The 26622-nt window shown below is 63.4% G+C and carries 24 protein-coding genes and 1 tRNA gene; 6 read left to right on the top strand and 19 right to left on the bottom strand.

All coding sequences use genetic code 11. The annotated features are described in order from the left end of the window. Positions 1-14: 14 nt before the first annotated feature. From MRBLMA1_RS01340 to MRBLMA1_RS01365, 6 genes are all read right to left on the bottom strand, one after another. Positions 15-1244: a glycoside hydrolase family 27 protein gene (locus MRBLMA1_RS01340; protein ID WP_363734602.1), complete on the bottom strand. Its 1230-nt coding sequence runs from the start codon at positions 1242-1244 to the stop codon at positions 15-17. Between the two features lie 33 nt (positions 1245-1277). Further along, positions 1278-4142: a TIM-barrel domain-containing protein gene (locus tag MRBLMA1_RS01345; RefSeq protein WP_363734603.1), complete on the bottom strand. Its 2865-nt coding sequence runs from the start codon at positions 4140-4142 to the stop codon at positions 1278-1280. A gap of 323 nt (positions 4143-4465) precedes the next feature. Then, complete coding sequence (locus tag MRBLMA1_RS01350; protein ID WP_363735366.1) at positions 4466-4825, bottom strand: Arm DNA-binding domain-containing protein; 360 nt, start codon at positions 4823-4825, stop codon at positions 4466-4468. Between the two features lie 146 nt (positions 4826-4971). Continuing rightward, a tRNA-Glu gene (locus MRBLMA1_RS01355) sits at positions 4972-5046 on the bottom strand. A 290-nt stretch (positions 5047-5336) separates the two neighbouring features. Continuing rightward, the gene (locus tag MRBLMA1_RS01360; protein ID WP_363734604.1) at positions 5337-6125 is read right to left on the bottom strand and encodes a SapC family protein; all 789 of its coding nucleotides are present in this window, start codon (positions 6123-6125) and stop codon (positions 5337-5339) included. Between the two features lie 139 nt (positions 6126-6264). Continuing rightward, complete coding sequence (locus MRBLMA1_RS01365) at positions 6265-7704, bottom strand: FAD-binding oxidoreductase (RefSeq protein ID WP_363734605.1); 1440 nt, start codon at positions 7702-7704, stop codon at positions 6265-6267. A 78-nt stretch (positions 7705-7782) separates the two neighbouring features. Here MRBLMA1_RS01365 and MRBLMA1_RS01370 point away from each other — a divergent pair, with 78 nt between their 5' ends. Both MRBLMA1_RS01370 and MRBLMA1_RS01375 read left to right on the top strand, forming a co-directional pair. Beyond that, a complete protein-coding gene (locus MRBLMA1_RS01370) occupies positions 7783-8217 on the top strand; it encodes a hypothetical protein (protein ID WP_133652206.1) in 435 nt (144 codons plus the stop codon). 110 nt (positions 8218-8327) lie between these two features. Further along, positions 8328-9662 carry a DEAD/DEAH box helicase gene (locus MRBLMA1_RS01375; RefSeq protein ID WP_363734606.1) on the top strand — a complete coding sequence of 445 codons (1335 nt, stop codon included), beginning with the start codon at positions 8328-8330 and terminating at the stop codon, positions 9660-9662. A gap of 84 nt (positions 9663-9746) precedes the next feature. On the opposite strand, the gene MRBLMA1_RS01380 is transcribed toward MRBLMA1_RS01375, so the two are convergent. Genes MRBLMA1_RS01380 through cyoA form a run of 7 tightly spaced genes read right to left on the bottom strand, consistent with a single transcriptional unit; the run spans position 9747 to position 16520 of the window. Beyond that, entirely contained in the window at positions 9747-10277 is a 531-nt protein-coding gene (locus MRBLMA1_RS01380) for a response regulator transcription factor (RefSeq protein WP_133652204.1), read from the bottom strand. Beyond that, positions 10274-11596, bottom strand: coding sequence for an ATP-binding protein (locus MRBLMA1_RS01385; protein WP_133652203.1), 1323 nt, complete (start codon positions 11594-11596; stop codon positions 10274-10276). Before MRBLMA1_RS01385 ends, MRBLMA1_RS01380 begins: the two co-directional genes overlap by 4 nt. Continuing rightward, positions 11593-12318, bottom strand: coding sequence for an SURF1 family protein (locus MRBLMA1_RS01390; RefSeq protein WP_363734607.1), 726 nt, complete (start codon positions 12316-12318; stop codon positions 11593-11595). The genes MRBLMA1_RS01385 and MRBLMA1_RS01390 overlap by 4 nt, the downstream gene beginning before the upstream one ends. Continuing rightward, on the bottom strand, positions 12315-12752 hold the full coding sequence (gene cyoD / locus MRBLMA1_RS01395; RefSeq protein ID WP_363734608.1) for a cytochrome o ubiquinol oxidase subunit IV: 438 nt from the start codon (positions 12750-12752) through the stop codon (positions 12315-12317). Before cyoD ends, MRBLMA1_RS01390 begins: the two co-directional genes overlap by 4 nt. Further along, the gene (cyoC, locus tag MRBLMA1_RS01400; RefSeq protein ID WP_133652200.1) at positions 12749-13372 is read right to left on the bottom strand and encodes a cytochrome o ubiquinol oxidase subunit III; all 624 of its coding nucleotides are present in this window, start codon (positions 13370-13372) and stop codon (positions 12749-12751) included. The genes cyoD and cyoC overlap by 4 nt, the downstream gene beginning before the upstream one ends. 5 nt (positions 13373-13377) lie before the next feature. After that, a complete protein-coding gene (cyoB, locus tag MRBLMA1_RS01405) occupies positions 13378-15381 on the bottom strand; it encodes a cytochrome o ubiquinol oxidase subunit I (RefSeq protein WP_363734609.1) in 2004 nt (667 codons plus the stop codon). Between the two features lie 5 nt (positions 15382-15386). Next, positions 15387-16520, bottom strand: coding sequence for a ubiquinol oxidase subunit II (gene cyoA, locus MRBLMA1_RS01410; protein WP_363734610.1), 1134 nt, complete (start codon positions 16518-16520; stop codon positions 15387-15389). 188 nt (positions 16521-16708) lie between these two features. On the opposite strand from cyoA, the gene MRBLMA1_RS01415 reads away from it, so the two are divergent. Next, positions 16709-18040, top strand: coding sequence for an MFS transporter (locus tag MRBLMA1_RS01415; RefSeq protein WP_133652197.1), 1332 nt, complete (start codon positions 16709-16711; stop codon positions 18038-18040). A gap of 126 nt (positions 18041-18166) precedes the next feature. On the opposite strand, the gene MRBLMA1_RS01420 is transcribed toward MRBLMA1_RS01415, so the two are convergent. From MRBLMA1_RS01420 to MRBLMA1_RS01430, 3 genes are all read right to left on the bottom strand, one after another. After that, positions 18167-19021, bottom strand: coding sequence for a glycosyltransferase (locus MRBLMA1_RS01420; protein WP_363734611.1), 855 nt, complete (start codon positions 19019-19021; stop codon positions 18167-18169). Next, positions 19018-20295, bottom strand: a complete 1278-nt coding sequence (locus tag MRBLMA1_RS01425; protein WP_363734612.1) for an ammonium transporter — start codon at positions 20293-20295, stop codon at positions 19018-19020. Before MRBLMA1_RS01425 ends, MRBLMA1_RS01420 begins: the two co-directional genes overlap by 4 nt. A 100-nt stretch (positions 20296-20395) precedes the next feature. Next, on the bottom strand, positions 20396-21097 hold the full coding sequence (locus MRBLMA1_RS01430; protein ID WP_363734613.1) for a head GIN domain-containing protein: 702 nt from the start codon (positions 21095-21097) through the stop codon (positions 20396-20398). A gap of 121 nt (positions 21098-21218) precedes the next feature. On the opposite strand from MRBLMA1_RS01430, the gene MRBLMA1_RS01435 reads away from it, so the two are divergent. Genes MRBLMA1_RS01435 through MRBLMA1_RS01445 form a run of 3 tightly spaced genes read left to right on the top strand, consistent with a single transcriptional unit; the run spans position 21219 to position 24443 of the window. Next, positions 21219-22799 carry a M28 family metallopeptidase gene (locus tag MRBLMA1_RS01435; RefSeq protein ID WP_363734614.1) on the top strand — a complete coding sequence of 527 codons (1581 nt, stop codon included), beginning with the start codon at positions 21219-21221 and terminating at the stop codon, positions 22797-22799. Positions 22800-22846: 47 nt separating this feature from the next. Then, positions 22847-23842: a porphobilinogen synthase gene (hemB, locus tag MRBLMA1_RS01440; RefSeq protein WP_363734615.1), complete on the top strand. Its 996-nt coding sequence runs from the start codon at positions 22847-22849 to the stop codon at positions 23840-23842. 1 nt (position 23843) lies between these two features. Then, positions 23844-24443: a gamma carbonic anhydrase family protein gene (locus MRBLMA1_RS01445; protein ID WP_363734616.1), complete on the top strand. Its 600-nt coding sequence runs from the start codon at positions 23844-23846 to the stop codon at positions 24441-24443. Positions 24444-24482: 39 nt separating this feature from the next. Here MRBLMA1_RS01445 and MRBLMA1_RS01450 read toward each other — a convergent pair whose 3' ends face one another. Genes MRBLMA1_RS01450 through glk form a run of 3 tightly spaced genes read right to left on the bottom strand, consistent with a single transcriptional unit; the run spans position 24483 to position 26615 of the window. Beyond that, complete coding sequence (locus tag MRBLMA1_RS01450; RefSeq protein WP_363734617.1) at positions 24483-24995, bottom strand: hypothetical protein; 513 nt, start codon at positions 24993-24995, stop codon at positions 24483-24485. 37 nt (positions 24996-25032) lie between these two features. Then, positions 25033-25650, bottom strand: a complete 618-nt coding sequence (gene eda, locus MRBLMA1_RS01455) for a bifunctional 4-hydroxy-2-oxoglutarate aldolase/2-dehydro-3-deoxy-phosphogluconate aldolase (RefSeq protein ID WP_363734618.1) — start codon at positions 25648-25650, stop codon at positions 25033-25035. Then, positions 25650-26615 carry a glucokinase gene (gene glk / locus MRBLMA1_RS01460; protein WP_363734619.1) on the bottom strand — a complete coding sequence of 322 codons (966 nt, stop codon included), beginning with the start codon at positions 26613-26615 and terminating at the stop codon, positions 25650-25652. Before glk ends, eda begins: the two co-directional genes overlap by 1 nt. Between the last annotated feature and the right edge of the window lie 7 nt (positions 26616-26622).

The following is a 26622-nucleotide window of genomic DNA, read 5'->3' on the forward strand; positions in this document are numbered from 1 at the left end:
CGCCGTCCTTGGAGCTAGCTGGACGGTTCGAGAATGAATATCGCAGTGTCGCGCGGCGCCAATGTGACTTTCAGTTCAGCCGCAGTGTCGCCGCGCACCGCGCCGGTCCAGGCATCGACGATCCGCATCGTCCGTCCGCCAAGATTGGCCGAACGCTGCGAATGGTCGTCGGCCAATGGTTCCGCCTTCCAGTCGATGGCATGGCTACGCGCCGTGGACGTGCGATTGAGAATGGCCACCGCCCAACGATCGCCCGAAAGCGGGCGGGCCCAGATTTCGACTTCCGGCGTCTTGAACCAGGGGAAGCCCTGAATGCCCAGCGCGTCCTGATCGATGGCGACGATGCGCGGATTGGTCAGGATCTTGGCGATCTCGGGCTTCATCCCGACAATATCGGTTCCCGCGATCAGGGGCGCTGCCAGCATCGCCCACAGCGCGAAATGCGATCGGTTTTCCGACAGGCTGGGAAGATTGCCGACCTCCATCATGTCGGGGTCGTTCCAGTGTCCGGGGCCAGCGGCCTTGCGCAGTGCCACCTGCTTGTCGAGAATCTCGAGCACGCCAAGGCTGCTCCAACTGCCATGACTGACCTGGCACGACCAGCAATTGGTGATGTCGCCGGTGGTGCGCCAAAGGTGGCCGACATTCTGCGCCCATTCCCACGGCTTGTTGTCGCCCCATTCGCAGATCGAGAAAACCACCGGGCGACCGGCGCGGTACAGGGCATCGCGCATCGTGGCATAGGCCTCGCGCGGGTTGCGCTGATCAGGACCGGCGCCGGTGTTGCACCAGTCATATTTCAGATAATCGACCCCCCAGCGGGCATATTGCAGAGCGTCCTGATATTCATGCCCCCGACTGCCGGGGCGGCCGCCGCAGGTCTTCGCTCCCGCGTCGGAATAAAGGCCGAACTTCAGGCCGCGGGCGTGGACATAATCCGCCAGAGCCTTCATGCCGGAGGGGAAACGCACAGGATCAGCCTGGATGAAGCCGTCCCTGTCCCGTTCACCTTGCCAGCAATCGTCGATGTTCACATAGACATAGCCCGCATCGCGCATTCCGTTGGCGACCATGGCGTCGGCGGTCCTGCGGATCAGGGTTTCATCGATGTTGCAGCCATGGTGGTTCCAGCTGTTCCATCCCATCGGTGGCGTAGGGGCCAGATCAGGAAACTTCTGCGCCAGGGCCGGGCTCGCGGCGAGCGCCAGCCCGCCGAAGGTCGCCATCAGCTTCTTTAGGATCATGTCCATTCATCCCGTTGAAACACGGATCGGTTGTCAGTTGTCGAAGCGCAGCACCGTGGCGCGGCCGTCATAGCTGATGGAGCGCGTTGCCGGAGCGGCGGCGATGCCGCCCCCATGCCCGTTGCCGATGACCACGATGTTCAGCTGGCGCTGCCGGACCATGCCCGGGAAGCTGCCCTGCCGCGCACCGATCGACAGCGTGCGTCGGGCATCATCCCACCGCAGCTTATAGCGCGCGGACTGGCCGCGTTCATAGGCGTAGGTCTCGTTGTCGTCTTCGTATATCGTGAACGTGCCGTCGGCGCCGGGATAGACCCGGATTTCCAGCGGTGCGTCGGGTTTCTCCGTGGCATATTGCACGACCGGGCCCATGGGGATGATCGAACCGGCCCTGACGTAGAGCGGCAGAATGTCCAGCGACGCGTCGCGTTCAACGGTCCGCCCGCCTTGCAGGCGCTGGTTGTTCCAGAAATCATACCAATCCCCGCCCTGGGGCAGGTAGGTCGTCATCTTCAGGTCGTGCGACGGCGTGGCCGCAGCAAGCGCCTTGAGCTCGGTCGGCGTGCGCCAGCCGAAGCGCAGGCTCCGGCCGCCGCCGGCCTGGTAATATTCGATCCGCACCGCCACCCGTTGCCCCTTGTGCAGCGTGCGCCTGGTCGAGGCATAGCGGGCGCCCGATTCCTTCCAGTCCTCGACGACCTTCTCGCCGTCCAGGAACAGGCGGTAGCCATCGTCGCCCGCCACGCCGATTTCATATTCGCCCTCTTCGGGGGCGATCAGTTCCCCCTCCCAGCGCGCCGAAAAGTCGTTGAGCGATTTCAGCCCGGCCGGCATGTCCGCCAGCGGCGGTCCCGGCCAGTTATAATCCATCTTCGTGTCGACCAGCTTCGGTCCCGCCGGCGTGGCAAGATCGCGGCCCTGGAAATATTGCACCGAAAGGCCCGGCCGGCCATCGGCCGTGCGCAGGACAGTGGCCGGCACGGTTTCAGCTGGCGGTTGCACCAGATTGTACATTGGCCGGCTGACCGGATGGACAAGCATCGACGAGCCGAACATGAAACTGTCGTTGATGTCGTAGGTGGCCTTGTCCGCGGCGAAATCCATCTGGAGCGGACGCATCAGGGTATAGCCGTCGGAGGTGACCTTCGCGCTCAGGCTGTAGATGTAGGGCAGCAGTCGATAGCGCAGATGGACGGCGTTCAGCAGCGACTGATACATCGCCGGATCCTTGTCCTTGAAGATATAGGGCTCGCGCTCGATGCTGGTGCCGTGGACCCGCATCAGCGGATTGAACGCCGCATATTGGAACCATCGGGCGAACAGTTCGCGATAGGCCGGATTATTCTCCCCGCCGGGAAAGTCGTCGACGAAGAAGCCGCCGGTATCCTGCGTCCAGTAAGGGTTGCCGGTAACCGTCACGTTGACGCCGCCCGCGATCTGCTTCCTGAACGTTGCCCAGCTCGCGATCGTGTCGCCCGACCAGGATGAGGCGCCCGTCCGTTGCGCGCCTGCCCAGGCGGACCGGGTCAGCGTAAGCACGCGCTTGTTGCTCGTCGCGCGCTGGCCGTCATACACCCCCTCGGTGGTCAGCAATGTGTAGGGGTTCAGGTAGCGCGAAAAATCTCCCATCGCGTTGCGGCCAAGTGCCTTGATATCCCGCACATTCTCCTGGGGATCCCACATCGCCGATGTCACCTCGACCTCGGTGCCGTCCATCCACAGCGCATCCACGCCCTTGTCGAGCAGACCCGACTTCACATATTTGAAATAGATCTCGCGGCCCTTGGCGCTGTAGGCGTCGTAGACCCGCGCCTTCTTGGATATCCAGTGCAGCGGGGCGAAGCGCAGGCCCGACTGGTCGAGTTCATGGGCCAGGGCGGTGTCGTTGCCCACCGATGGCCAGATGGAGATCATCAGCTTCAGGTTGAGGTCGTGCAACGTCTTGGTCATCGCCTGCGGATCGGGATAGCGCTCGCGATCCCAGATCATGCCCGACCAGCTGCCATCCTTGTCACTGCCCCAATATTGCCAGTCCTGGACGATGTAGTCGAGCGGGAACCCCTCGCGTCGAAAGTTGCGCGCCACTTCGATCAGCCGGTCCTGGGTGGGATAGCGTTCCTTCGACATGAACAGGCCGAAAGCCTGCTTGGGATACATCGGAGCCTTCCCGGTCAGGCGGCGATAGGCGCCGACCACCGCATCCATGTTGCCGCCCGCCATCAGATAATAATCGACGCCGCCTGGCGCGTCCTCGGCCCACAGCTTCGCGCCGTCGGCACCGTCGGAAAAGCGCATCTGCGAATAGGTGTCCCACAAAACGCCATAGCCTTCTGTCGACATCATGACCGGAATGATGATGCCGATATTGGTCTGGACCAGCAGCAGGTCCTTGCCCCGCCGGTTGACCTGTTCATCGTCGGTGAAACCGAACCCGTAAATCGCCTCATCGGGCTTCAGCGTGAAGCGGTTCTCCACTTCATAGGTCGGTGCGCCGGAAATGGTCCTGGGACTCACTGACTGCGGCGCGCCGGCCTTTTCCCGCGTCAGCAGTTTGCCGGAGGCATCGAAGAAGCTGATGGCGCCATCGCTCTTGTCGATCATCACGCGCAGCTTTTCGCCGCTCATCGTCAGCGCGGCGGCAGTTTCCTTGATCGAAAATCCTGTTGTTGCGGGCGGGCCAAGCACGACGAGACTGGGCTGGTTCCAGTAGGAATGTCCCAGGCTGGCGTTCACGCGGACAATGTCGGGGGCATAGAACAGGACCGTCTTCACGGTCCCGTCGAGCTGATATTGCACACCGTTCGTCAGTCGGACGAACCGAAAACCCGGCTGGGCAGAAACGACGGAGTCCGCAATCTGGCCGGTCGCGGAAAGCCCGCTGCGGGGCGTATCTGCCATGGCGGGCACCGCTTGAAGCGCTGTCAACGCCAAGGCCGCAGGGCCGAAATAGGGTATGATGTTCATCCTCGCCCTCGGAAATTGTCTGAGTAGATCGCCTGTGCCACGTCGCGAGACGTTATTCAAGCATCACGCGATCTCCCCCATATCGTCGTCGATCAATATAGGCTGGCGCGGGACATCCGGTCTCTTTCGGCCAGGCGTTCGAAGCGATCGCAAACACGCCCTGAACGGCTTAAAGGATGCGCATGGCGGGGGGTATCCACGCCCCGATCATCCTGTGGTGAATGCCGTGCTTCGCCGCCAACTCGGCTGAGGTCAGTTCACCCCGAATGGCCTCGTTCGGCGTGGGCCAGCCATTCGTAAGCGACCGCCTTGAAGTTGTTGGACGCCGCCACCGTCGCCGCGATCCGGTCCAGCTTGACCCGCTCGGCCGGGCGTTCGCCTCGCGTCAGCAGCTTGCGGGCGGCGTCGCGTCGTTCGCGTGCATCGCGGGCCCCCGTGTCAGGCCACACGCCGAAGGCGAGGGTCTTCTGCTTGCCGAGATAGCGGTAGTTCATCCGCCAGTAGCGCCCACCCTTGGGCGTCACATAGAGGAACAACCCGTCGCCGTCGGTGAGCTTGTCACGCCCCTTGGCGGCTTTGATAGCACCGCCGAAAGCGCTATGATGGTGTCTCCCCATCAAGGAGCGGTGGACACCGTCAAATGTACCATCGGATTATTGGTATGCGGTGATATCCAGCTACTCCGTATGATCGGAGTATGTCACAGAAAACCCGCATAAACAGCCATTTACGAGACGCAATGGCACCTTCCGAGAAGGGAATATGGTGACCCCTACGGGAATCGAACCCGTGTTTCAGCCGTGAGAGGGCCGCGTCCTGACCGCTAGACGAAGGGGCCACAAGCCGCTCAGGCAGCGAGTGAGGTGCCGCGTTTAGGATCGCGTGCCGACGCCGTCAAGGGAAACTCGCACGACTTATTGCGGCACATAAAAAACCACCCCATGCGATTCGCACGGGGTGGCCAAGGTTCAGGGAGGAGACGCCTCCAAAGGGGGAGGCGCCCATACGACACACCCGAAAGGGGGGCAGGTGCGCCGTATGTTCAGTAAATAGAGAAAGTCGCGCGGTGTTTCAAGTGGCACCGTGCAACCTTTTTCCTTAAATATCTGTCACAAATGCGTAATTTGCTTAAGCGTTCGCTGCTTCCGGCGCGGAGGGCACGGCAATCGGGCCCTTCCCCTGCGCGACCTGCGCCTCGAACAGTTCACGCATGAGCTGAAGCGAAAAGAGGTGCGCATAGATCAGCGGCAACATGCCGTTCTGACTGATCTTGCGAAGCTGGTCGCCCCGCATGTCGCGCAGCTTTTCCTCGTTCACCATGCGAAAACCGCGATAAACGAAGGGCTGCTCATTGCCCGGCACCTGAATGGCGACTTCGCCGTCCATCAGCAGGTCGAGATCCTTGAGATCCTTCATGAACTGACCGGTGCGCGCCGCAGCCTGCTCGAAATCCTCGCAGAATTTCAGCACGCCCTGCGTTAGTTCACTGGGTTTGCCGTCCTCGAACAGGGGCTGGCCCTCCTCGAATGTGCCCAGCGCGTCGCTCGTCGGATCGAAGCAGAGCGAGAGTTCGTCGCTGTCGGGACGCAGCTTTGCCAGCATCCAGGGATAGCGGCGGACGTAAGCGGGCACATAGGCCGGTCCGCGCAGCTTCCCTTCGTCGTCGAGGAAGGTGTTGACCCCTTCATTGAGACCCATCAGCGCCAGCGGAACCGACTCATCGCCAGCAGAAAAAATAATCGGTACGAAGCGCTGGGCGGCGACAAATTCGTCGACAGTCAGCGGGATGGCATGCTGCGTCGTCAGGAACGGCGCCGAATCGACCGTGCGGCTGCGCCAGGCGACATGATCGACGCTGCTCAGCGGAATGAGGTCGTTGTAGAAGACGGGAAGACCGTTCGCGGGCGCGCTTGCCATGATGTGCTAGTCCATTTCCAACAAAAAGCGGCGCATATTTCCTTGCGCCGCGAGCTTGATACTGGGCCGAGTAGGATAAAGCCGTTGAGCGTGGGAGGCAATCGCTTTGTCGATACCCCGTGCTCCGGCCGAGGCGCCTTCAGCCTTCGTCCGGCCGAGGGATCAGCTTGTCCGGGTTCATGATGCCCTGCGGGTCGAAAGCAGCCTTGATCGCTCGCATCGCGTGCAGGCGTGCGGGACTGGCAAGGCGGCCGAGTTCCGCCCGCTTCATCTGGCCGATGCCGTGCTCGGCGGAAATGGAGCCGCCCGCTGCGACGACCGCGTCATGGACGAAGGCGTTGATTGCCTGCCCCTGCGCCGCGATCCAGGCCGGCCCGTCGGTCGTGCCCCTTGGTGCGCGGACGTGAAAATGGACGTTGCCATCGCCCAGATGCCCGAAGGAGGAAGCTGTCGTGCCCGGGAAAGCCCTTTCAGCCGCAGCCGCCGCATCCACCATGAAGGCGGGCATGCGGGCGACCGGGACGCTGATGTCATATTGAAGCGCCGGTCCCTGGGCCCGTTCCGATTCCGATAGCGATTCGCGAATACGCCAGAAGGCGTCGGCCTGCGCTTCATTGGCGGCGATCGCGGCATCGACGGCAATGCCCTGTTCCAGCGCGGCGGTCAGAGCGCCTTCCAATCGTTCGGCTGGGCCGGGATCGCGCAGATCGCCATGGTCTATCTCGATCAACACGTGCCAGGGCGTGCGCGTCGCGATCGGGCAGCGGGTGCCGGGAATGTGCGAGAGGACATGGCCCAGTCCGTCGTCGGCAATCACCTCGAACCCCTCGACGCTGTCGCCCAGATGCGCTTCGCAAAGCCGAAGCAGAGCCAGTGCGTCGGTGGGCGAGGGGACCCCGATCCAGGCGACGGCGCGCGCGGCAATCGCGGGTACGAGGCGCAGTGAAGCGGCAGTGATGATCCCCAGGGTCCCCTCGGCGCCGATCAGCAACTGCTTGATGTCATAGCCGCGATTGTCCTTCTTGAGCGCGTCCAGGCCATGGAAGATGCTGCCGTCAGGCAGGACAGCCTCCAATCCTTCCACCAGAGCGCGCATGGTGCCGTGGCGCAGCACCTGCGTGCCGCCGGCATTGGTGGAAATGAGGCCGCCGATCGTGGCCGAACCCTTGGCCCCAAGGCTCAGGGGAAAGCGGCGACCAGCCGCGGCGGCGGCATCGTGGAGGTTCGAGAGGATGACGCCCGCTTCGCAGACAGCCAGATTGTCTTGCGGGGACAGGCTGCGGATATGGTTCATCCGGCGCAGCGACAGGACCAGGGCGGAACCGTCTGGCGGAGGCGTGGCCCCGCCCACCATGGAAGTGTTGCCGCCTTGCGGGACAAGGGGCACGGAAAGATTGGCGGCAAGCTGGACGGCGGCCGCGACCTGCCGTGTCGTTTCAGGCTGAAGAATGGCGGCCGCTGCGCCATGATAGCGACCGCGCCAGTCGCTGAGCCACGGGGCGATATCGTCCGCATCGGTCACGACACGCTTTTCCCCCAACAGGGTCGTGAATTGCGCGATAACATCTTGTCCTATCATGGGACTGTCCTATGCCTTGGAATTCATCGGCGGTTCAACCTCTGGCACATAGCGTCTCCGTCCCAAAAGGGGTTCGACTTGTTTCATTCTGTCCTGCTGCTGTTGACGGCGCCGGCCGCCGAGCCCGTGCAATGGGCGCAACTGACGATCGAGCAACGCGTCATCATCCGCGTGCCGATGGCGAAGAGGGGCAGGGCGCCCGCTCGTCCCGCGCCGCAGGCGAGGAACGACTGGAAGGAGAAGAAGGGGCCGCGGTGCATCGCGCTGCGCTCGATTCGGTCGGCAAGCATATTGATGGACAACGCCATAGACCTGCTGCTGGCGGACAACCACCGCTATCGCGCAAGGCTGGAGCGCGGGTGCAACAGCATGGGTTTCTATTCCGGCTTCTATGTCGAGCCCGATGAGGACGGCTCGCTCTGTTCCGGACGGGACGAGTTGCAGGCGCGGAGCGGATCGAGTTGCGCGATCGACAGTTTCCGCCGCCTGGAGCAGGCCGATCCCGACGATTAACGCCATATCTTCGCGATTTTCTTGACAAGAGGCCGATATTTTCGCAAGGCGCGCCCGATTTCCCCTGCGCTTTTCGCGCGGGTGGAGAGCCTCCTGTCCCGGACCCTTGAATGACCTTTGCCGATCTCGGCCTTTCCGACGAATTATTGAAGGCCGTTATCGAGGCCGGATATGACACGCCCACGCCTATCCAGGCCCAGGCCATCCCTCCCGTGCTGATGATGAAGGACATCATCGGCATCGCGCAGACGGGGACGGGCAAGACGGCCAGTTTCGTGCTGCCGATGATCGACATCCTTGCCCATGGCCGTGCCCGGGCGCTGATGCCGCGATCATTGATCCTGGAGCCGACGCGGGAACTCGCGGCACAGGTGGCGGAGAATTTCGAGAAATACGGCAAATATCACAAGCTCAACATGGCGCTGCTGATTGGCGGCGTGCAGATGGGTGATCAGCTCAAGGCGCTGGAAAAGGGCGTGGATGTCCTGATCGCGACGCCCGGCCGCCTGATGGACCTGTTCCAGCGGGGCAAGATCCTGCTCAACGGTTGCAGCATGCTGGTGATCGACGAAGCCGACCGGATGCTCGACATGGGCTTCATTCCCGATATCGAGGAAATCTGCACCAAACTGCCGGCGCAGCGACAGACGCTGCTGTTTTCCGCGACAATGCCGGCGCCGATCAAGAAGCTGGCTGATCGCTTCCTCAGCAACCCCAAGTCGATTGAGGTGGCGCGGCCCGCCACCGCCTCCACCAACATCACCCAGCGGCTGGTGAAGGTGGATTCGCGCAAGAAGCGCGAGGCCCTGCGCGCGATGCTGGATGCAGAGGACGTGCTGAGCGCGGTGATCTTCTGCAACCGCAAGACGACGGTGAGGGAACTCAACAAGAGCCTTCAGCGCCACGGCTACAAGTCGGGCGAGATCCATGGCGATATCGACCAGTCGGCGCGCATCGCTGAACTGGAGCGGTTCCGGGCCGGGACCGTCAACATTCTGGTGGCGTCGGACGTGGCGGCCCGCGGGCTGGACATCAAGGGCGTGAGCCATGTGTTCAACTTCGATGCGCCCTGGCATCCGGACGATTATGTCCACCGCATCGGGCGCACCGGGCGTGCGGGGGCGAAGGGCGTCGCCTACACCTTTGTGACGTCGGATGATGCAGAGGCGATCGACAACATCCAGAAGCTGATCAAGCAGAAGATCGAGACGATCGACGCCCCTGCCGCCGCTGCTCCTGCCGCAAAGGCGAAGGAGGAGCCGCGCCGTCCCGAAAAGGATCGCAGGTCGGACAAGCGCCGCGACGACCGTCGGGAGGAACCGCGTGCCGCGAGGTCTGTCGATAATGGCGTCCGGCCGCGGCGGCCCGAACCCGTGGACGATGGCCCCGACGAGGGCTGGAACGGACCGGTCCCGGAATTTCTTTCAGTGGGATTCGGCATTTAAGGGCGCCATTGCGGGCTGGCTCGAACTGCATACTCCTTTCATCTGCGGATCGCGGCCCTTCGACGGGTATTTCGGCAGGCCCCTTTAACCCACCTGGCGTTTCGCCAGTTTCCTTGCCAGCGTTCGCCGGTGCATACCCAGGCGCCTTGCCGCTTCGGAGATATTGAAGTCGCTGTCCTTCAACACTTCGTGGATATGTTCCCATTCCAGCGTCTTGATCGATGTCGGGCGCGGCGCCAGTGGTGTGGATGGATCGCCGGCAGAGCGGGCGAAGGCGGCCTCTATATCATCGGTGTTTGAGGGTTTGGCGAGATAGTTGGACGCGCCCAGCTTGATCGCCTCTACCGCCGTCGCGATGCTGGCAAAGCCGGTCAGTACGACGATCACCATCGCCGGATCATGGGCATGCAATGTCTGCACGCACAGGAGGCCGGACTCCGCGCCCAGCTTCAGGTCGACCACCGCGAAGCCAGGTCTGCTGCCAGCCAATATCGTTTCCAGCGCCGCATGGCTGTCCGCCGTCAGCACGCCATAGCCCCGCCGTTCGAAGGAGCGCTTCAGAGTCTTGGCGAAGGCCGCATCATCTTCGACAATCACCAGCAGGCGATCCGTCATGGTCCCGTCTCCTCCTCCAGCGCCACTGTACCGAGCGGTAGCCGCAGCAGGATGAGCGCACCGCCATCCGCGCCGTTGCTCGCGCTGACGCTTCCGCCCAGCTTGCGCACGACATTGACAACAAGGAAGAGGCCCAGGCCGTGGCCCTGTTTGCCTTTGCTCGACCGATAGGGCTTGCCGAAATCTTCCAGCATGGCGTCGGAAAAGCCGCCGCCATTGTCGCGCACGGCGATATTGAGCGAGCTGCTGTCCCGTCCGATCAGCAGGTCGATATAGCTCGCCCCGGCTTCCCGCGCATTGTCAAGCAGGTTGCCAATGGCCTGGCGGATGACCGGATCAGCGATGATCCGCGGATAGTCATGCGGTCCGAAATCGCAGCGCAGGGGCATGCCGGGATTGGCCCTGCGCCATTCCGTGGCGATGCCTTCGATGAAATCGGGCACATTGGTCACCGCCGGCGCCTCGCCCCGCGCCTCGCCCGAGGAAAGGAGTATGCCCGTAACGATTTCCTTGCAGCGCTGGACCGCCGCCTGCATTTCCTCGACCTCTTCGATCAGCGAGGGATGGACCGTGATCTCCGGCATATGCTTCCAGTCGCCCAGCACGACCGCAAGCTGGGAGAGGGGGGTGCCCAGCTCATGCGCCGCACCGGATGCAAGCAGGCCCATGCGAACGATATGCTCCTCCTCCGCCGCCTGTTGCCTCAGACGGGCGAGATAGGCGTCCCGCGCCTGGAGATTGCGGGTTACCGGCAGCACGAAGAGCACCAGCAGCACCGCGATCATCGTCAAACAGACCCAGGTGCCGACGATATGCAGGTCGAACAAATGCCCTTCCAGCGCGCCGTGCAGGTCAAGCGGCCGATAGTGCAGCGCCAGCAGCCCCGCGCATAGTGCCGATACGAAGACGATGCCCCAGATGCTCCAGCGGTCCAGCAGCACCGCGCCCAGTGCTACCTGCACCAGATAAAGCGAGATGAACGGGTTGGTCGCGCCCCCCGAAAGATAGAGCTGCGCCGTCAGCAGCAGCACGTCGAACAGCAGCGACAGGAACAGTTCTGCGTGGGAAACGTCCGTCCGCTTGCGCAGCGCGCCGAAACTGAGGCCATTCATCAATATCGCCATGCCGGCGATCAGCAGCATCGGTGCGATCGGCAGGCGGATGTCCATGACAAAATGCACGGCGAGGATGGTGATCAACTGCCCCGCAATAGCCAGCCACCGCAATTGCACCAGCAGCGCCAGATTCTTGCGACCCGCCGCGTGGGCGGGCCACTGGCTGGGCTGCCAGAGGGTGCTGATCGGCAGGTTCCGGTTCATTCCCGACGGTCTTTTCGCTCCTGGCGCATAACGAAGATGTACGCGCCCGCGACCATCGCCGCCAGCGCGAACCATGTGATCGCATATTGCAGATGATTGTTCGGAAATGCGACGACGGTCAGGCCGCCGACAGGGAAGGCGTCGGGATCGGCGGCGGCATCGGCGTCGATGAAATAATTGGCCAATGGTCCCCTGATCCCGCGTGCCACAGCGATGGCCGCGACGTCGCGGGAAAACCAGCGGTCGCTTGCCGGGTCGTTGGAGCGCAGGAAACCGCCGCCCGGCTCGCTGAGCCGCAGCAGGCCGGAAACCGTCACTTCTCCCGAAGGACGCATATAGTCGCGTCGGCGGTCGGGCGGCACGAATCCACGATTGATGATGACCGTGAACCCCTCATCGGTGATGAGGGGCGTCAACACCCAGAAACCCGCCCCCCGCACCGTGACGGCCTGCACCAGGGCAACGCTGTCGTGCACGAAGTGGCCGGAAATCCGTACCCGGCGATATTCGTCGACCCTTGCGGCCGTGCGGGGAGCGGGGATGGCGGGGGCATGAATGCGCGCGTCGACACGGGCGATCAGGTCACGCTTCCAGGCGAGGCGCTGAACCTGCCAGGCGCCGAGGGCACAAAATCCTGCAAAAAAGAAAAGGGCGATCAGCGTCAGGCCGATCAGAAAGGCCGGGGAGCGCCTGGAGCGCTCCCCGTCTTGGGCCGTTGTCACGGCATCTCGCTCATATTCTGCATGACGCGCATTTCCTGAGTCGGACCCATGTCCATCTCCATCTGCGCATGTGGCATCATGTTCGCGTTCAGATGATACATGACCCACAAGGATCCCGAGAGGACGATGACGACCAGCACCACGGTCAACATCATGGCCATGAACGACCAGCCCCCTTCGACGCGGGTGTTCATGTGCAGGAAGTAGATCATGTGGACGACGACCTGTACCGCGGCGAAGCCCATGATGACGATGCCGGTCAGTTGCGGATCGTGCAGCGCGCCGCTCATCACCAGCCAGAATGGAATGGCCGTCAGGATCACCGACAGGCCGAACCCGATCATGTAGCTGCCGATGCTGCCGTGCGAATGGGCGTCATGATGATCGTCATGATGGTGGTCATGGCCACCGTGCGGATGGACGGCGTCGTTCACCGGAGCACTCCCATCAGATAGACAAAGGTGAAGACGCCGATCCAGATGACGTCGAGAAAGTGCCAGAACATCGACAGGCACATCAGCCGCCGCTTGTTGGCCGGGATCAGGCCCTTCTTCGCGACCTGAACCATCAGCGTGATCAGCCAGACCGAACCGAAGGTGACGTGCAGTCCGTGGGTGCCGACCAGCGTGAAGAAGGAGGACAGGAACGCCGAACGCCACGGCCCCGCGCCCTCATGAATGAGGTGCGAGAATTCGTAGAGTTCGATGAACAGGAACGCCCCGCCGAACAGCAGCGTGACGAACAGCCAGCCCTGCGTCGCGCTGACCCGGTTCTTCTCCATGGCCAGCATGGCAAAGCCGTATGTGATCGAGGAAAAGAGCAGCATCGCGGTGTTGAGCGCGACGAGCGGAAGGTCGAACAGGTCCTTTGGTCCCGGTCCGCCGGCAAAGCTGCCGCCCAGCACCGCATAGGTGGCGAAGAGGATGGCGAAGATGAGACAGTCGCTCATCAGATACATCCAGAAGCCCAGCATGGTGCTGTGGCCTTCATGGAGGTGCGGTTCCTCAGGCAGGTGATAGGCCCGGGGTTCCATCGTTGCAGTGGCGCTGCTCATGCGTGTCAGACTCCCGCCGCGAGGATTTGCGTGCGCTCTTCCTCGGTGCGCGTCACATCCTCCGCCGGGATGTAGAAGTCGCGCTTGTAGTTGAAGGTGTGGCCGATGGCGACCGCGACGATCCCGATGAAACTCAGTGCCGCGAGCCACCAGATGTACCAGATGAGGGCGAAGCCGCACAGCGTCGCCAGCCCCGCCAGGATCACGCCTGCACCCGTGCTGCTCGGCATGTGGATCGGCTTGTAGCCGCTCAGCGGGCGCTGATAGCCGTTCTTCTTCATGTCCGCCCATGTGTCGCCGTCATACACGACGGGCGTGAAGGCGAAATTATACTCCGGCGGGGGTGAGCTGGTCGCCCATTCAAGGGTACGGCCGTCCCAGGGATCGCCGGTCGGATCGCGAAGCTCCTCGCGTTTCCAGATGGACACGGCGAACTGGATCAGCATGGCGCCGATGCCCATCGCGATGATGCCGGCGCCGATCGCGGCGATGACGAACCAGGGCTGCAGCGAGGGGTCGTCCAGCACGCGCAGACGGCGCGTGACGCCCATCAGGCCCAGCACGTAAAGCGGGCCGAAAGCCAGCCAGAAGCCGATGTTCCAGCACCAGAAGCTGACCTTGCCCCAGAAGACGTTCAACTTGAACCCGAAGGCCTTGGGCCACCAGTAGTTGATCGCCGCGAACAGGCCGAACAACACGCCGCCGATGATCACATTGTGGAAATGCGCGATCAGGAACAGCGAGTTGTGGAGCACGAAGTCCGCAGGTGGGACCGCCAGCAACACGCCGGTCATGCCGCCGACCGTGAAGGTCAGCATGAATGCGACGGCCCACATCATCGGCAGTTCGAAACGGATCTTGCCGCGGTACATGGTGAACAGCCAGTTGAACAGCTTGGCGCCCGTCGGGATCGAGATGATCATCGTCGTGATGCCGAAGAAGCTGTTGACGCTGGCGCCCGAACCCATGGTGAAGAAGTGGTGCAGCCACACCAGATAGGACAGCACCATGATGGTGCAGGTCGCATAGACCATGGAGGTGTAGCCGAAGAGCCGCTTGCCGCAGAAGGTCGAGACCACTTCGGAGAAGACACCGAACAGCGGCAGTATGAGGATGTAGACTTCCGGATGGCCCCAGATCCAGATGAGGTTGACGTACATCATCGGATTGCCGCCAAAATCATTGGTGAAAAAGGCGGTGCCGGCATAGCGGTCCAGCGATAGCAGGACGAGCGTGGCGGTCAGGATCGGGAAGGAGGCGACGATCAGGACGTTGGCGCAGAGCGAGGTCCAGGTGAACACCGGCATCTTCATGAGCGACATGCCCGGCGCGCGCATCTTGACGATGGTCGCGATCAGGTTGATGCCCGATAATGTCGTGCCGACGCCCGCCACCTGCAGCGCCCAGATATAATAGTCGACGCCGGTCGCCGGACTGTATGCGATGCCCGACAGCGGCGGATAGGCAAGCCAACCGGTCTGCGCGAATTCGCCCAGGAACAGCGACATCATGACCAGCACCGCGCCGCCTGTCGTCATCCAGAAGGAAAAATTGTTGAGGAAGGGGAAGCTGACGTCGCGCGCGCCGATCTGAAGCGGGACGATATAGTTCATGAGGCCGGTGATGAACGGCATCGCCACGAAGAAGATCATGATCACGCCGTGGGCGGTGAACACCTGGTCGTAGTGATGGGCATTCAGATAGCCTTCGGAGCCGTTGAAGGCCCAGGCCTGCTGGATGCGCATCATGATCGCATCGGCAAAGCCGCGCAGGAACATGACGAGGCCCAGCACCATGTACATGATGCCGATCTTCTTGTGATCGACGCTGGTGAACCATTCCTTCCAGAGATAGCCCCAGAGCCTGAAATAGGTGAGCGCCGCGACCAGCGCCGCGCCGCCCAGCACCACCGCGACGAAAGTCGCGACGACGATGGGCTCATGCCATGGGAAGCTGTCCCATGTCAGACGACCGAAGATCATCTGTGCTGTTGTCATTGTGCCAGTCATGGGCCTTACCGATGCTGCGCGTGCGCATCAGCGCCGCTGTGGGAAGAGTGATCGCCCGGAATCCGAGATGCGCCCCTTGCGCCATCGGCAGCCGGAGCGTCGGGAGCCGTCTCCTGCCCCTTGTTCTGGTCCGACTGTTCGATCACATGGCTGTCGGGAAAGTCGTAGCGCAGGCCGTTGGTGTCGCGCGCCGATTCCTTGCCTGCGCCGCCCATCATGTTGACGTGCATCAACTCGCTCATGCAGCGCTGGCCGGGGCGCGGGCAAAGATTGACCACGGCGTCGAACAGCTTGGGATCGACGGCCGAGAAATAGGCGACCGGCGCCTTCTCGCTGGGCTTGGCCAGGGTCAGATAGACGTTGCGGTCAAGGCTGGCACGGCTTGCCTTTACCCTGGCGGCCCAGGCGTCGAATGCGGCCCTGTCCAGCGCTCTGTAGGCGAAGCGCATGTGGGTGAAACCGGCGCCCGAATAGTTGGCGGATATGCCGGTGCCCGCGACCGGACGGTTTGCAACCGCGTGCAACTGCGTCTTCATGCCGGGCATGGCATAGATCTGGCCCGCGAGTTCAGGCACGTAGAAGCTGTTCATCACGGTGGAGGCGGTGATGTCGAACCGCACCGGCACATTCACGGGCAGCGCCAGCTCGTTGACCGTGGCGATGCCCAGTTCGGGGTAGATGAACAGCCATTTCCAATCGAGAGCGACGACCTCGACCGTCAGCGGCTTCACCTTGGGGTCGATCGCCGTCCTGGCGTCGATGCGCTCCAGCGGCCGATAGGGGTCGAGCTTGTGCGTGCTGACCCAGGTCAACGCGCCCAGGCAGATGATGATCAGCAGGGGCGCCGACCAGATCAGCAGTTCCAGCTTGGTGGAATGGTCCCAATCCGGATCATAATCCTTGTCCGCCGCCTGGTTCGCTGCGCGGTAGCGCCAAGCGAAGAAGACGACCAGCGCCATGACAGGGACGACGATCAGCAGCATCAGCGCGGTCGAAATCAGGATCAGATCGCGCTGCTGCACCGCAATATCGCCCGACGGGTTCATGACGACCCAGTTGCAGCCCGTGAGCGGCAGCGCCAGAATCGGAGCGGGCCAACGGAAAATCCAGGCCCGATCAAAGGGGAGGGGGTTTGACATGATCGGGCGCCTATCGTTTCCGCAAGGAGTCGAACAGTGGGCAATTTGTCCCATAGTGCGCAGATGCAAAAAATGCTTGAAGCATGGGATACTGCTTAGATTCCGTGGGTTTTCTGCTATGTTGGCTATCCGTAGCCGCCGGCAGAACAAAAGATGGTTCCGGTGGCTTAGCCAAGGAGCGGATGCCGATGAGTTCACAGGCCATGACCTTCACCTCCCGATCGCTGGAGGATGATGCGCGCCTGATCAATGCGCGGGACCACAAGATCGCGCCGGGTGATATTTCCATTGGTGTGATCATTGGTCGCACCTCCGAATTTTTCGATTTCTTCGTTTACGCCATCGCCTCGGTCATCGTGTTTCCGAGCCTGGTGTTCCCCTATGTGGATGCCCTGACCGGCACCCTCTATTCCTTCGCGATCTTTGCCGTCGCCTTCATCACGCGGCCGATCGGTTCGCTGATCTTCATGGCGATCGATCGTCGCTACGGCCGTGGAACGAAGCTGACCGTCGCGCTGTTCCTGCTCGGCGGTTCGACCGCGTCCATCGCGTTCATGCCCGGTTATGCGACCATTGGCCATTATGCTGCGTTAGTGCTGATCATCTTGCGAGCCGCACAGGGCATTGCGCTTGGCGGCACCTGGGATGGTCTGGCTTCGCTGCTGTCGCTGAACGCGCCGCAGCATCAGCGCGGCTGGTACGCGATGGTGCCCCAACTCGGTGCGCCGCTGGCCTTGCTGGTGGCGAGCGGGCTGTTCGCCTTCTTCCTGCTTACCCTGACGCGCGCGGACTTCCTTGACTGGGGCTGGCGCTATCCTTTCTTCGTCGCCTTTGCCATCAATGTCGTCGCGCTGTTCGCCCGGCTGCGCATCGTGGTGACGCATGAATTCGAGCGCCTGTTCGAGCAGAAGGACCTTCAACCGTCCGAAATCCTGCCGACTGTCAAGGCGGAAGGGCGCAACATCATCATCGGCGCCTTCGCTCCGCTGGCCAGTTTCGCCCTTTTCCACATGGTGACGGTGTTCCCGTTGAGCTGGGTCGCGCTCTTCACCAACCAGCCGCTGGAACGGTTCCTGATCATCGAGATGATTGGCGCGTCCGTGGGCTTGCTGGCGATCGTCGTGTCCGGCTTCATCGCCGACCAGATCGGCCGCCGCTCGCTGCTGGCATGGTCGGCGCTTGGGATCGCGATCTTCAGCGTCATGGCGCCGCTGCTGCTGAACGGCGGCGACCTGGGTGAGGTAGCCTTCATGATCCTGGGCTTCATGCTGCTCGGCCTCGCTTTCGGCCAGTCGTCCGGCGTGGTCGCGTCCAATTTCGCAACGGAGGCGCGCTATACCGGATCGGCGCTGACGTCCGACCTGGCCTGGCTGGTCGGCGCCGGTTTCGCGCCTTTGGTGGCCTTGCTGCTATCGGTGAAATTCGGGCTGGCCGCATCGGGCATCTACCTGCTGTCCGGCGCGGTGGCGACGATGGTAGCCCTTTACATCAATAAGGAACTGGCGGGGCGCGATCGCTAAGACGGCGACGCCATCCATGAAAAGGGGCCAGGAAAGGAAGCTTTCTCTGGCCCTTTTCATATTCGCCGGAATTGCGCAGAGGCAGCGGTCCTGTTCAAGGGCGCCGACATTTCCATCGGCGCGCATTCACATGTTTCGGACGGAATCCCGCATGCGCGCCAACGCCTTCCGGTCGAACCAGCCTGTCGGAAGGGAGCGGGGCCGGAACTGCGGCAACCATTGGGCATATAGGCTGTCCATACGCCCCGGCAGTCCCGAAACGCCTTCGCGGGCCATGATGTCCGAAACGATCCGGTTCTGATAAAAACGAACCGAATAATTGATCATCCGTCGATATTGCATGCGCAGGGTGGAAGGCCTCAGCAGGCTGACAGGCTCGCAGCGGAAACCCGCCTCCTCGCAGGCCAGGATGCGCTCCCGCCGCCAATCGGCGTCGCAACCCAGATCGGTGTGTGCCCATGCCGCCACCAGACCGTCGTCGCCGATCAGGTCCTCGGGCAGCCGCAGCCGCGTCGAACGGATCGCCGCGACGAAACGCCCCGACAGGGCGTAGAGATCGCCGAACAATCCCCGTTCCTCGCGCAACCGCTGGCGATAGGATTGTGCGGAACGCCCGTTCATCGGCATTCCAGCGGCCGCATTCGCCTCAGGCTGCGCGGCGAGATCGGACACCAGTGCGTCGATCGATCCAGCCTCGATCTCCGCATCGCCGTCCATGAAGACAACCGCATCCTCTCCGCCGCCCAGCAGGTGATGGACGAAATGGTTCCAGGTTCTTGCCTTGCCCCCAGCCGCCAGATCGTGAACGATGACATGGGCCCGCCCGCCGGATGCTTCCCGCGCTCGCGCCGCAGTATGATCGCTCGACCCGTTCACCAGAACATGGAACACGGTGTCCGCCCGATCGAGCGGCAGGGAAGCGAGGCAGAGTCCGATCCGCCGTTCCTCCTGATGCGCGAAGATGCCGACCGCGACGTTCATGATCCCTGGCGGAAATCCCAGCTTGGCTGGCCATGCCGGGTGACGTCCAGCCCCTCCGCCTCTTCGCGCGCGCTGATCCGGGCGGGACTGACCACAGACAGCATCAGCGCAATGATCGCTGTGCCGGCCATTGCCCAAAGCGCCACCGCCAAGATGCCGATCGACTGAGCCACGAAGGCGCCGCCAAGGCTGATGCCCGTTGCGAAACCGACTCCGCCCAAAGCGGGCAGCACGAAGAAGAGCAGCAGCAGCACGCCCGTCAGCCCGCCCAGTCCGTGGATCACGAAAATGTCGGCCGCATCGTCGATGCGCCGGCCCAGCAAGGCCTTGGCCAGACGGCAGATGATGGCGGCGATCATCCCGATCGCCATTGCCCCGCCCGGCCCGACCAGGGGAGCGCAGGCGGAGATCGCCACCAGCCCTGCCAACAGGCCCGAAACCAGCCCATTGGCGGTGACGCGTCCCTTGTCGATCCGTTCTACCAGCATCCATCCGAAGAGGCCCGCGCAAGCGGCGAAATGGCCGTTCAAAACAGCCGTCGCCGCATTGTCCGTCGCGCCGAACGACCATCCGCCCAATATGCCGGCCCAGCCGATCCACAACAGCAGGCCGCCTGAAATGCCCAGCACCGGGGCATGTCCCGAAGAGGGGGCGCGCCGTTTGCCGACGACGAGCGCCAGCGCCAGCGCGGAAAATCCGGCGGTCAGATGAACGACGAGCGCACCAGCGAAATCCATGACGCCCAGATTGGCGAGCCACCCGCCGCCCCAGACCCAGTGCACCACCGGCGCATAGACCAGCAACAGCCACAGCAGCGTGAACATTGCCATCCATCCCAGCCGCACCCGCCCGGCCACCGCGCCGGGTAGCAGGCCCGCGGCAAGCATCGCCAGCGCCATCTGGAACAGCACGAAAGTCGATTCCGGCACGGTCAACCCGTCGCGGAGCGCACCCAGATTGGCCAGCAACAGATGCGCCCTTCCGCCCAGCCATCCGCTGCCCGGCGCATAGGCCAGGCTGTAGCCGACAAGCGCCCACAGCAGCGAAACGCTGGCGGCAACCACCAATCCCTGCACGCCTGTCGTCAGGGCGCTACGCATGGGAGCCAGCCCCGCATGGCGCAGCGCCAATCCCGGCAGTGCCGCCAGCAGCACCAGCAGGGCGCACAGCATCATCCAGGCCGTATCGCCGCTGTCCGCCACGGCGACTTGCGCAAAAGCGGGCTGGGGCGTCACCATGATCAGGAACAGGGTAATGGCGGGCAGGCGATGCATAAGGAAATCCGGCGGTCCATATCCTGCCCGCCCTACCGCATCTGAGGTAAAGACTTGCCTAACCCTGGCTATTTCCTGGACGTTCCGGAGTTCATGAAGCCTAATAGGCCTCCCCGCCGCAACTGATCCGGCCCGTTCCGCGATTGTCGACGCTGCAGGCCGCTTTGCCGGCCACCGTCACGTCGCCTGATCCGGATGCCGAAACCTTGGCCGATACCTCCGCCGTTAGCGCCACATTTCCCGGGCCGTCATTCGCCACGGTGGCCTGGCGGACCCGCAGGCCTTCCGCCATCACCGCTCCGGGACCGGTGACCCGGATGGACGCGACGCCGGTCCGACCGGAGAGGGTCGCCCGGCCGGCTCCGGCCACGCCCAGGCTGAGTTGATCAAGATCCACCGCCGCGACGCTGATGTCCCCATTGCCGCCCAGCACGATCTCCCCGCGCAGCCCTTTCATCCGGCTGACCGACACCGATCCGCCGCCGGTCAGCACCACGCGGCCGAGATCTCCCGTCGATAGGCGCAACACCGCGCGCCCGCCGGATTTTTCGCCCGGCCGGGGCCGCTCCATGGTGACGGAGAGGAGGCGGCCGGACACGTCCACCTTCAGCCGGTCCAGCACTCCCTGATCGCCCTCCGCCCGGGCCGAAGCGCCCGCGCCAGTCGTGATCACCACCTCAACCGGTGCATCGACGCGGATGGCGTCAAAGCTGGTGATGGTGAAGCCGCGCGTGGCGGCCATGGCCGGAGCGATCCATGCCATCATGGCGCCTGACAGGAGCAGCAAACGAGGCAGCGACATGGCGATCTCCCAATCTTTAGCGTCGATTCTGATAGGGACGGGCCGTAGCGGTTCCAAGCCCCTTGTTCGTCGCACCGGATCAGGCAAGATCGTCCGGGTTTCGAAAAGGGGCATGTGGCTGATGCGCAAGTGGATTTTCGCTCTTCTGCTGGGCTTGATCAGCACTGCGGGCGCTGCCGCGCCGGATGATCGGGGCCAGGCCTGGTGGAACCATGTTCGCACGCTCGCCGACGATGGCTTTGAGGGGCGGGGCACTGGCAGGCCGGGCTATGACAGGGCGGCCGACTATGTGATCGGTCGGCTTCGGGCGCTGGGGCTGAAGCCTGCGGGAACCCACGGTTACAAACAGCCCATTGCCTTTACCGAGCAGGTGATCCTGTCGAAGGAGAGCCACGCTTCGCTGAAGGGAGCAGGTGGAGAGACTGCGCTGTCGGTGCCGGCTGACATCATTTTTTCCGGAGGAGGCGGCCCGGTCCCGGAAACCGTGACTGCGCCTCTGGTCTTCGCCGGCTATGGCCTGCACCTGCCGGAGGTGGGGCATGATGATTTTGCGGGCCTGGACCTTAAAGGCAAGATCGTGGTGGTCATATCGGGCGGCCCGGTCGGCATCTCCGGTGCGCTCAAGTCCCATGCGCGTTCGGAACGGGCGGCATGGTTGGCAAAGCAGGGCGCGCTGGGGCTGGTCCAGCTTGTGACGCCCAGGCAGGTCGAGATTCCCTGGGACAGGCGCGTGGCGCTGGCCAGCCAACCGGCCCTGTACTTCCGCGACGCGGCCCTGCGGGAGACCCTGACGCCCTTCCTGGTCGCTCAGTTCGACCCAGCGAAATCCGCGATGCTCTTTGCCGGTTCGGGCCATGATTTCGATCAGATCGCTGCGGCTGCCGACAGTTCCGGTCCGGTCCCGGCTTTCCCGCTTGCGCAGCATCTGGACGCCAGGGTGGCGGCGAAGCGAGCGGATCTCTCCTCGCCCAATATCCTGGCGGTCATGCCCGGCGCAGACCCGCGGCTCAAAAAGGAATATGTCGTCCTGTCCGCCCATCTCGACGGATATGGCATCGGCACGCCGATCAACGGGGATGCGATCTACAATGGCGCGCTCGACAATGCATCTGGCGTGGCAAGCCTGCTGGAAATTGCGCGGACGCTGGTCGGCGGGAAGGTGAAGCCGCGCCGATCCATCCTTTTCGCGATCGTCACTGCCGAGGAGAAGGGCCTGCTCGGCTCCAGCTATTTCGTGCGGCGTCCGACAGTGCGGCAAAGGGCGATGGTGGCTGACCTGAATTTCGACATGGCGCTGCCGATCTTCCCGCTCACCAGCGTGACCCCGATCGGCTATGACCAGAGCAGCCTGGGCAAGGACGCCGAAGCGGTGAGCATGGCAATGAACCTGCCAATCACGCCCGATCCCTTCCCTGATCGGAACGTCTTCGTCCGCTCCGACCAATATAGCTTCATCCGGATGGGTATCCCCGCGCTGTTCTTCAAATATGGGTTCAAGGCGGGCACGCCCGAGGCGGTGGTCGAACGGGCATGGCGCGCCAATATCTACCATTCGCCCAGGGACGATGCGAACCAGCCGGTGATGCCGGCCGAAGCGGCCAGGCTCAACGATTATGTCGCCGCCGTCGCGCTGCGTATCGCCAATGCTGATCGGCGACCGGCCTGGAACGAAGACAGCTTCTTCCGCCGCTTCGGCAAATAGAGCGCTGCTGCTTGATCCGAGGAGGGCAGGGGCCTAAACACCGGGCCATGACCCATGCCTCCTATCCGGCGCTTCGCCTGCGCCGCACCCGTGCCTCCGCCTGGAGCCGGGCAATGCACGCCGAGAACCGCCTGACGCCCAGCGACTTCATCTGGCCCCTGTTCGTCACCGAGGGACAGGGGGTGGAGGAACCGATCGGGTCGCTTCCCGGCGTTTCGCGCTGGTCGGTGGACCTGATGGTCGAGCGCGCGAGAGACGCGCAGGCGGCGGGCATTCCCTGCCTCGCGCTTTTCCCCAATACGCAGCCGGAGCGTCGCAGCGACGATGGGGAGGAGGCGCTCAATCCCGATAATCTGATGTGTCGTGCCATTCGCGCCATAAAGGATGCGGTGCCCGACATCGGCGTCCTTACTGACGTGGCCCTCGACCCCTATACAGCGCACGGGCAGGACGGGCTGCTGGACGAAGCGGGCTATGTCGTCAATGACGCCACCATCGACGTGCTGATCGGCCAGGCGCTGAACCAGGCCGCGGCAGGCGCGGACATCATCGCGCCCAGCGACATGATGGACGGCCGCGTCGGCGCCATCCGCGAGGCGCTGGAGGAGGAAGGCCACGCCAATGTGCAGATCATGGCCTATGCCGCCAAATATGCGAGCGCCTTCTACGGTCCGTTTCGCGATGCGGTGGGCTCCGGCGGGCTGCTGAAGGGCAACAAGAAGACCTACCAGATGGACCCCGCCAACAGTGCGGAAGCGCTGCGCGAGGTTGCGCTGGACATTGCGGAAGGCGCCGACAGCGTGATGGTGAAGCCGGGCCTGCCCTATCTGGACATCATCCGCCAGGTGAAGGATCGGTTCGAAGTACCGGTCTTCGCCTATCAGGTGTCGGGTGAATATGCGATGCTGGAGGCCGCCGCCGCCGTGGGGGCGGGGGACCGCGATGCGCTGGTGCTGGAAACCTTGCTGGCGTTCAAGCGTGCCGGCTGCTCAGGCGTCCTGACCTATCATGCGCTCCACGCGGCGCGGCTGCTGGGAGCCTGACATGGCCGATCATCCCCGCCATGAACATCCCGAAGTTTCGATCATCCCCTTCAACGGCAAGGCGCCCAGGATCCACCCCAGCGCCTTCATCGCGCCGGGATGCCGGATCATCGGAGATGTGGAGATCGGCCCGGACGTCAGCATCTGGTATAATTGCGTGATCCGGGCGGATGTGAACTTCGTCCATATCGGCGCCCGCACCAATATCCAGGACGGTTCGGTCGTGCATTGCGACAGCCCCGGCGATCATATCGACGGGCGGCCGTCCGAGGGTTGGCCGACGATCATCGGGGAGGATGTGCTGATTGGCCATATGGCGATGGTTCATGGTTGCGTGCTGAAGGACCGCGCCTTTGTGGGGCTGGGCGCCATCGTCATGAGCGGCGGTACGGTGGAGAGCGATGCCATGCTCGCGGCGGGCGCGCTGCTCTCGCCGGGCAAGACGGTGCCTCACCGCCAGCTTTGGGCTGGCCGCCCGGCCAAATATATGCGCGACCTGTCCGACGAAGTGCTGATCGACATGCGTGAAGGGGTCGAACATTATGTGCATAATGGCAAGGCGCATAAGGGCGCGGTGAAGGCAGCGTTCTCGGGGGAATGAGGCGCGCCTGCCGCGGAGGCGGGCCTGCCTTGCTGCGCATTACGGTTGAGCCAGTAGCCCCTTGAGCACATCGAGCCGGTCATTCTGGCTGTCGACAATCGCCAGCACCGATGCGCGCGCAGCATCGATCGTTTCGATGCCGCCGCTGACCTTCCCTTCGGCCGCCGCATTGCTGCGCTCGACATAGAGTACGTCCAGGCTGGCAAGCGCCGAAACGCTGCCGTTACGCGCCGATTCCAATGCGCTGAGCGCGGTCTGTGCCGCCACCCAGGCCTCGCTGGAAACCGCCGATCCCGAAGCAGCCCGCGCTGCCTTGTCCGCTGCTGGCCAGGCTTTGTCGAATGCGGTGCCGCCCGCCTGCGCCTGCGCGGTCAGCCGGTCGACACTCTGGACAAGCTCCGGTTCAGGCGCGACCGGGGAGGGCTGCGCCGCCGCCTCAGCAATGGGCGCATCCTCTATGGCGCGCTTGGCGAGCGAGGGGTAGCCCTGGAAGCTGCTGGCGCAACCAGAGAGAAACAGTGCCAGGGATGGAAGCAGCCGACGCAGATTCATGCTTCGCATCTAGGATGAGCCGTGCCGGGAGGCAAGCTTAGCGAGGCAGGGCGGCGGCTTCCCGCGCAAGCGCCTCGATCTTCGCCGGATCGACCGGCCCCTTGGGCACGACCCAGCTTCCGCCCACGCATTTGATGAAGGGCTCTGCCAGCCATTTGGGCGCGCTTTCCGCCGTGATGCCGCCGGTCGGGCAGAAGCGCGCCTGATGCAGCGGCGCCGCCAGCGCCTTGAGGGCCGGCAAACCGCCCGATGTTTCCGCGGGAAAGAATTTGAAGTGCGACAAGCCCATGTCCATGCCGCGCATGATATCGCCTGCCGTCGCCGTGCCGGGCAGGAACGGAATGCCCGCCGCGATGGCCGCCTTCCCGAGGGGTTCGGTCAGGCCGGGGCTGACGATGAAGCGCGCGCCCGCCTCCATTGCTTCATCCAGTTGCGTCGGATTGAGGACAGTGCCCGCACCGACGACGGCACCCTCGACCTGCGCCATTTCACGAATCACGTCCAGCGCCGCTGGCGTTCGCAGCGTCACTTCCAGCGCGGGCAGTCCGCCCTTCACCAGCGCCCGTGCGATAGGCAGGGCATCCTCGACCCGGTCGACCACCAGCACCGGGATCACCGGCGCCAGTTCCATCACCTGTTCAACGCTCAAGGCCATTATTTCTTCTCCCGAAAGGCTGCAGCCGCACCGTACAGCCCGATTTCGTCATGCAGGGCGAAGCGGATCGGCACCGACTTCATCAGGCTTTCAAATCGCCCCTTGGCAGTGAAGCGCTGATGGAAACTGGATTGCGGCAATATGTCCTTCATCCGCTGGGTCAGTCCACCCGCCAGCACCACCGTATGCGGTCCCTGCGCCAGCGCCAGGTCGCCCGCGACCGAGCCGTAGGACATGCAGAACCGTTCCAGCGCCCTGCGCGCAAATTCGTCGGTTCCCTCTATGGCGGCCTGCCACAGCTCGGCATCCTCCATCAGAACGACCCGGTCGTGGCCGATGGTCGCCATCGCCTTGTAGATGTTGTTGAGGCCCGGTCCCGACACGATACGTTCGGTCGATACGCGCAGGAACTTGTCGCGCAGATAGGCGAGGATCTTTTCCTCCAGCGGGTCGAGCGGGGCGAAGTCCAGATGTCCGCCCTCCGTCGCGATGACATGCGGCTCGCCATCGTCAAAGGCGATCATCGCAACGCCCAGCCCGGTACCGGGGCCAAGGATCGTCACTCCGCCATCGCGTGGAAAGGGCCTGTCTTCGCCGAACAGCAGCGGCAGATTTTCCTTGGGCAGGCGCGCCACGGCGTGGGCGACCGCCTCGAAATCGTTGACCAGCCGCAAATGCCGGAGGCCCAGTTCCTCGTCCAGCGTATCGGGCCGGATGACCCATGCGCTGTTGGTGAGCTTGATGACCTCGCGCCCGATCGCCGTCGCGAAGGCTATGGAAGCGGAGCTTGGCAGATTGCCGCCCTCGTCCTTGACGAAGGCCGCCCAGCAGGCCTGGAGGCTTGGATAGTCGGCTACCTTATATTTGCGCGCCTTTCCCAATGTGGGCACATTGCGGGCATCGAGCCGCGCGCGGGCGAAACGGGCGTTGGTGCCGCCAATGTCGGCGGCGATGATGTCGGTCATATCACTC

It is taken from the genome of Sphingobium sp. LMA1-1-1.1 (assembly GCF_040676365.1).
Classification (GTDB): domain Bacteria; phylum Pseudomonadota; class Alphaproteobacteria; order Sphingomonadales; family Sphingomonadaceae; genus Sphingobium.

Bases quoted from the DNA above. Each gene is read 5' to 3' on its own strand.
- MRBLMA1_RS01340 (WP_363734602.1), bottom strand. From the start codon at position 1,244: ATGATCCTAAAGAAGCTGATGGCGACCTTCGGCGGGCTGGCGCTCGCC.
- MRBLMA1_RS01345 (WP_363734603.1), bottom strand. From the start codon at position 4,142: ATGGCAGATACGCCCCGCAGCGGGCTTTCCGCGACCGGCCAGATTGCG.
- MRBLMA1_RS01350 (WP_363735366.1), bottom strand. From the start codon at position 4,825: ATGGGGAGACACCATCATAGCGCTTTCGGCGGTGCTATCAAAGCCGCC.
- MRBLMA1_RS01360 (WP_363734604.1), bottom strand. From the start codon at position 6,125: ATGGCAAGCGCGCCCGCGAACGGTCTTCCCGTCTTCTACAACGACCTC.
- MRBLMA1_RS01365 (WP_363734605.1), bottom strand. From the start codon at position 7,704: ATGATAGGACAAGATGTTATCGCGCAATTCACGACCCTGTTGGGGGAA.
- MRBLMA1_RS01375 (WP_363734606.1), top strand. From the start codon at position 8,328: ATGACCTTTGCCGATCTCGGCCTTTCCGACGAATTATTGAAGGCCGTT.
- MRBLMA1_RS01380 (WP_133652204.1), bottom strand. From the start codon at position 10,277: ATGACGGATCGCCTGCTGGTGATTGTCGAAGATGATGCGGCCTTCGCC.
- MRBLMA1_RS01385 (WP_133652203.1), bottom strand. From the start codon at position 11,596: ATGAACCGGAACCTGCCGATCAGCACCCTCTGGCAGCCCAGCCAGTGG.
- cyoC (WP_133652200.1), bottom strand. From the start codon at position 13,372: ATGAGCAGCGCCACTGCAACGATGGAACCCCGGGCCTATCACCTGCCT.
- cyoB (WP_363734609.1), bottom strand. From the start codon at position 15,381: ATGACTGGCACAATGACAACAGCACAGATGATCTTCGGTCGTCTGACA.
- cyoA (WP_363734610.1), bottom strand. From the start codon at position 16,520: ATGTCAAACCCCCTCCCCTTTGATCGGGCCTGGATTTTCCGTTGGCCC.
- MRBLMA1_RS01415 (WP_133652197.1), top strand. From the start codon at position 16,709: ATGAGTTCACAGGCCATGACCTTCACCTCCCGATCGCTGGAGGATGAT.
- MRBLMA1_RS01420 (WP_363734611.1), bottom strand. From the start codon at position 19,021: ATGAACGTCGCGGTCGGCATCTTCGCGCATCAGGAGGAACGGCGGATC.
- MRBLMA1_RS01425 (WP_363734612.1), bottom strand. From the start codon at position 20,295: ATGCATCGCCTGCCCGCCATTACCCTGTTCCTGATCATGGTGACGCCC.
- MRBLMA1_RS01430 (WP_363734613.1), bottom strand. From the start codon at position 21,097: ATGTCGCTGCCTCGTTTGCTGCTCCTGTCAGGCGCCATGATGGCATGG.
- MRBLMA1_RS01435 (WP_363734614.1), top strand. From the start codon at position 21,219: ATGCGCAAGTGGATTTTCGCTCTTCTGCTGGGCTTGATCAGCACTGCG.
- hemB (WP_363734615.1), top strand. From the start codon at position 22,847: ATGACCCATGCCTCCTATCCGGCGCTTCGCCTGCGCCGCACCCGTGCC.
- MRBLMA1_RS01445 (WP_363734616.1), top strand. From the start codon at position 23,844: ATGGCCGATCATCCCCGCCATGAACATCCCGAAGTTTCGATCATCCCC.
- MRBLMA1_RS01450 (WP_363734617.1), bottom strand. From the start codon at position 24,995: ATGAATCTGCGTCGGCTGCTTCCATCCCTGGCACTGTTTCTCTCTGGT.
- eda (WP_363734618.1), bottom strand. From the start codon at position 25,650: ATGGCCTTGAGCGTTGAACAGGTGATGGAACTGGCGCCGGTGATCCCG.
- glk (WP_363734619.1), bottom strand. From the start codon at position 26,615: ATGACCGACATCATCGCCGCCGACATTGGCGGCACCAACGCCCGTTTC.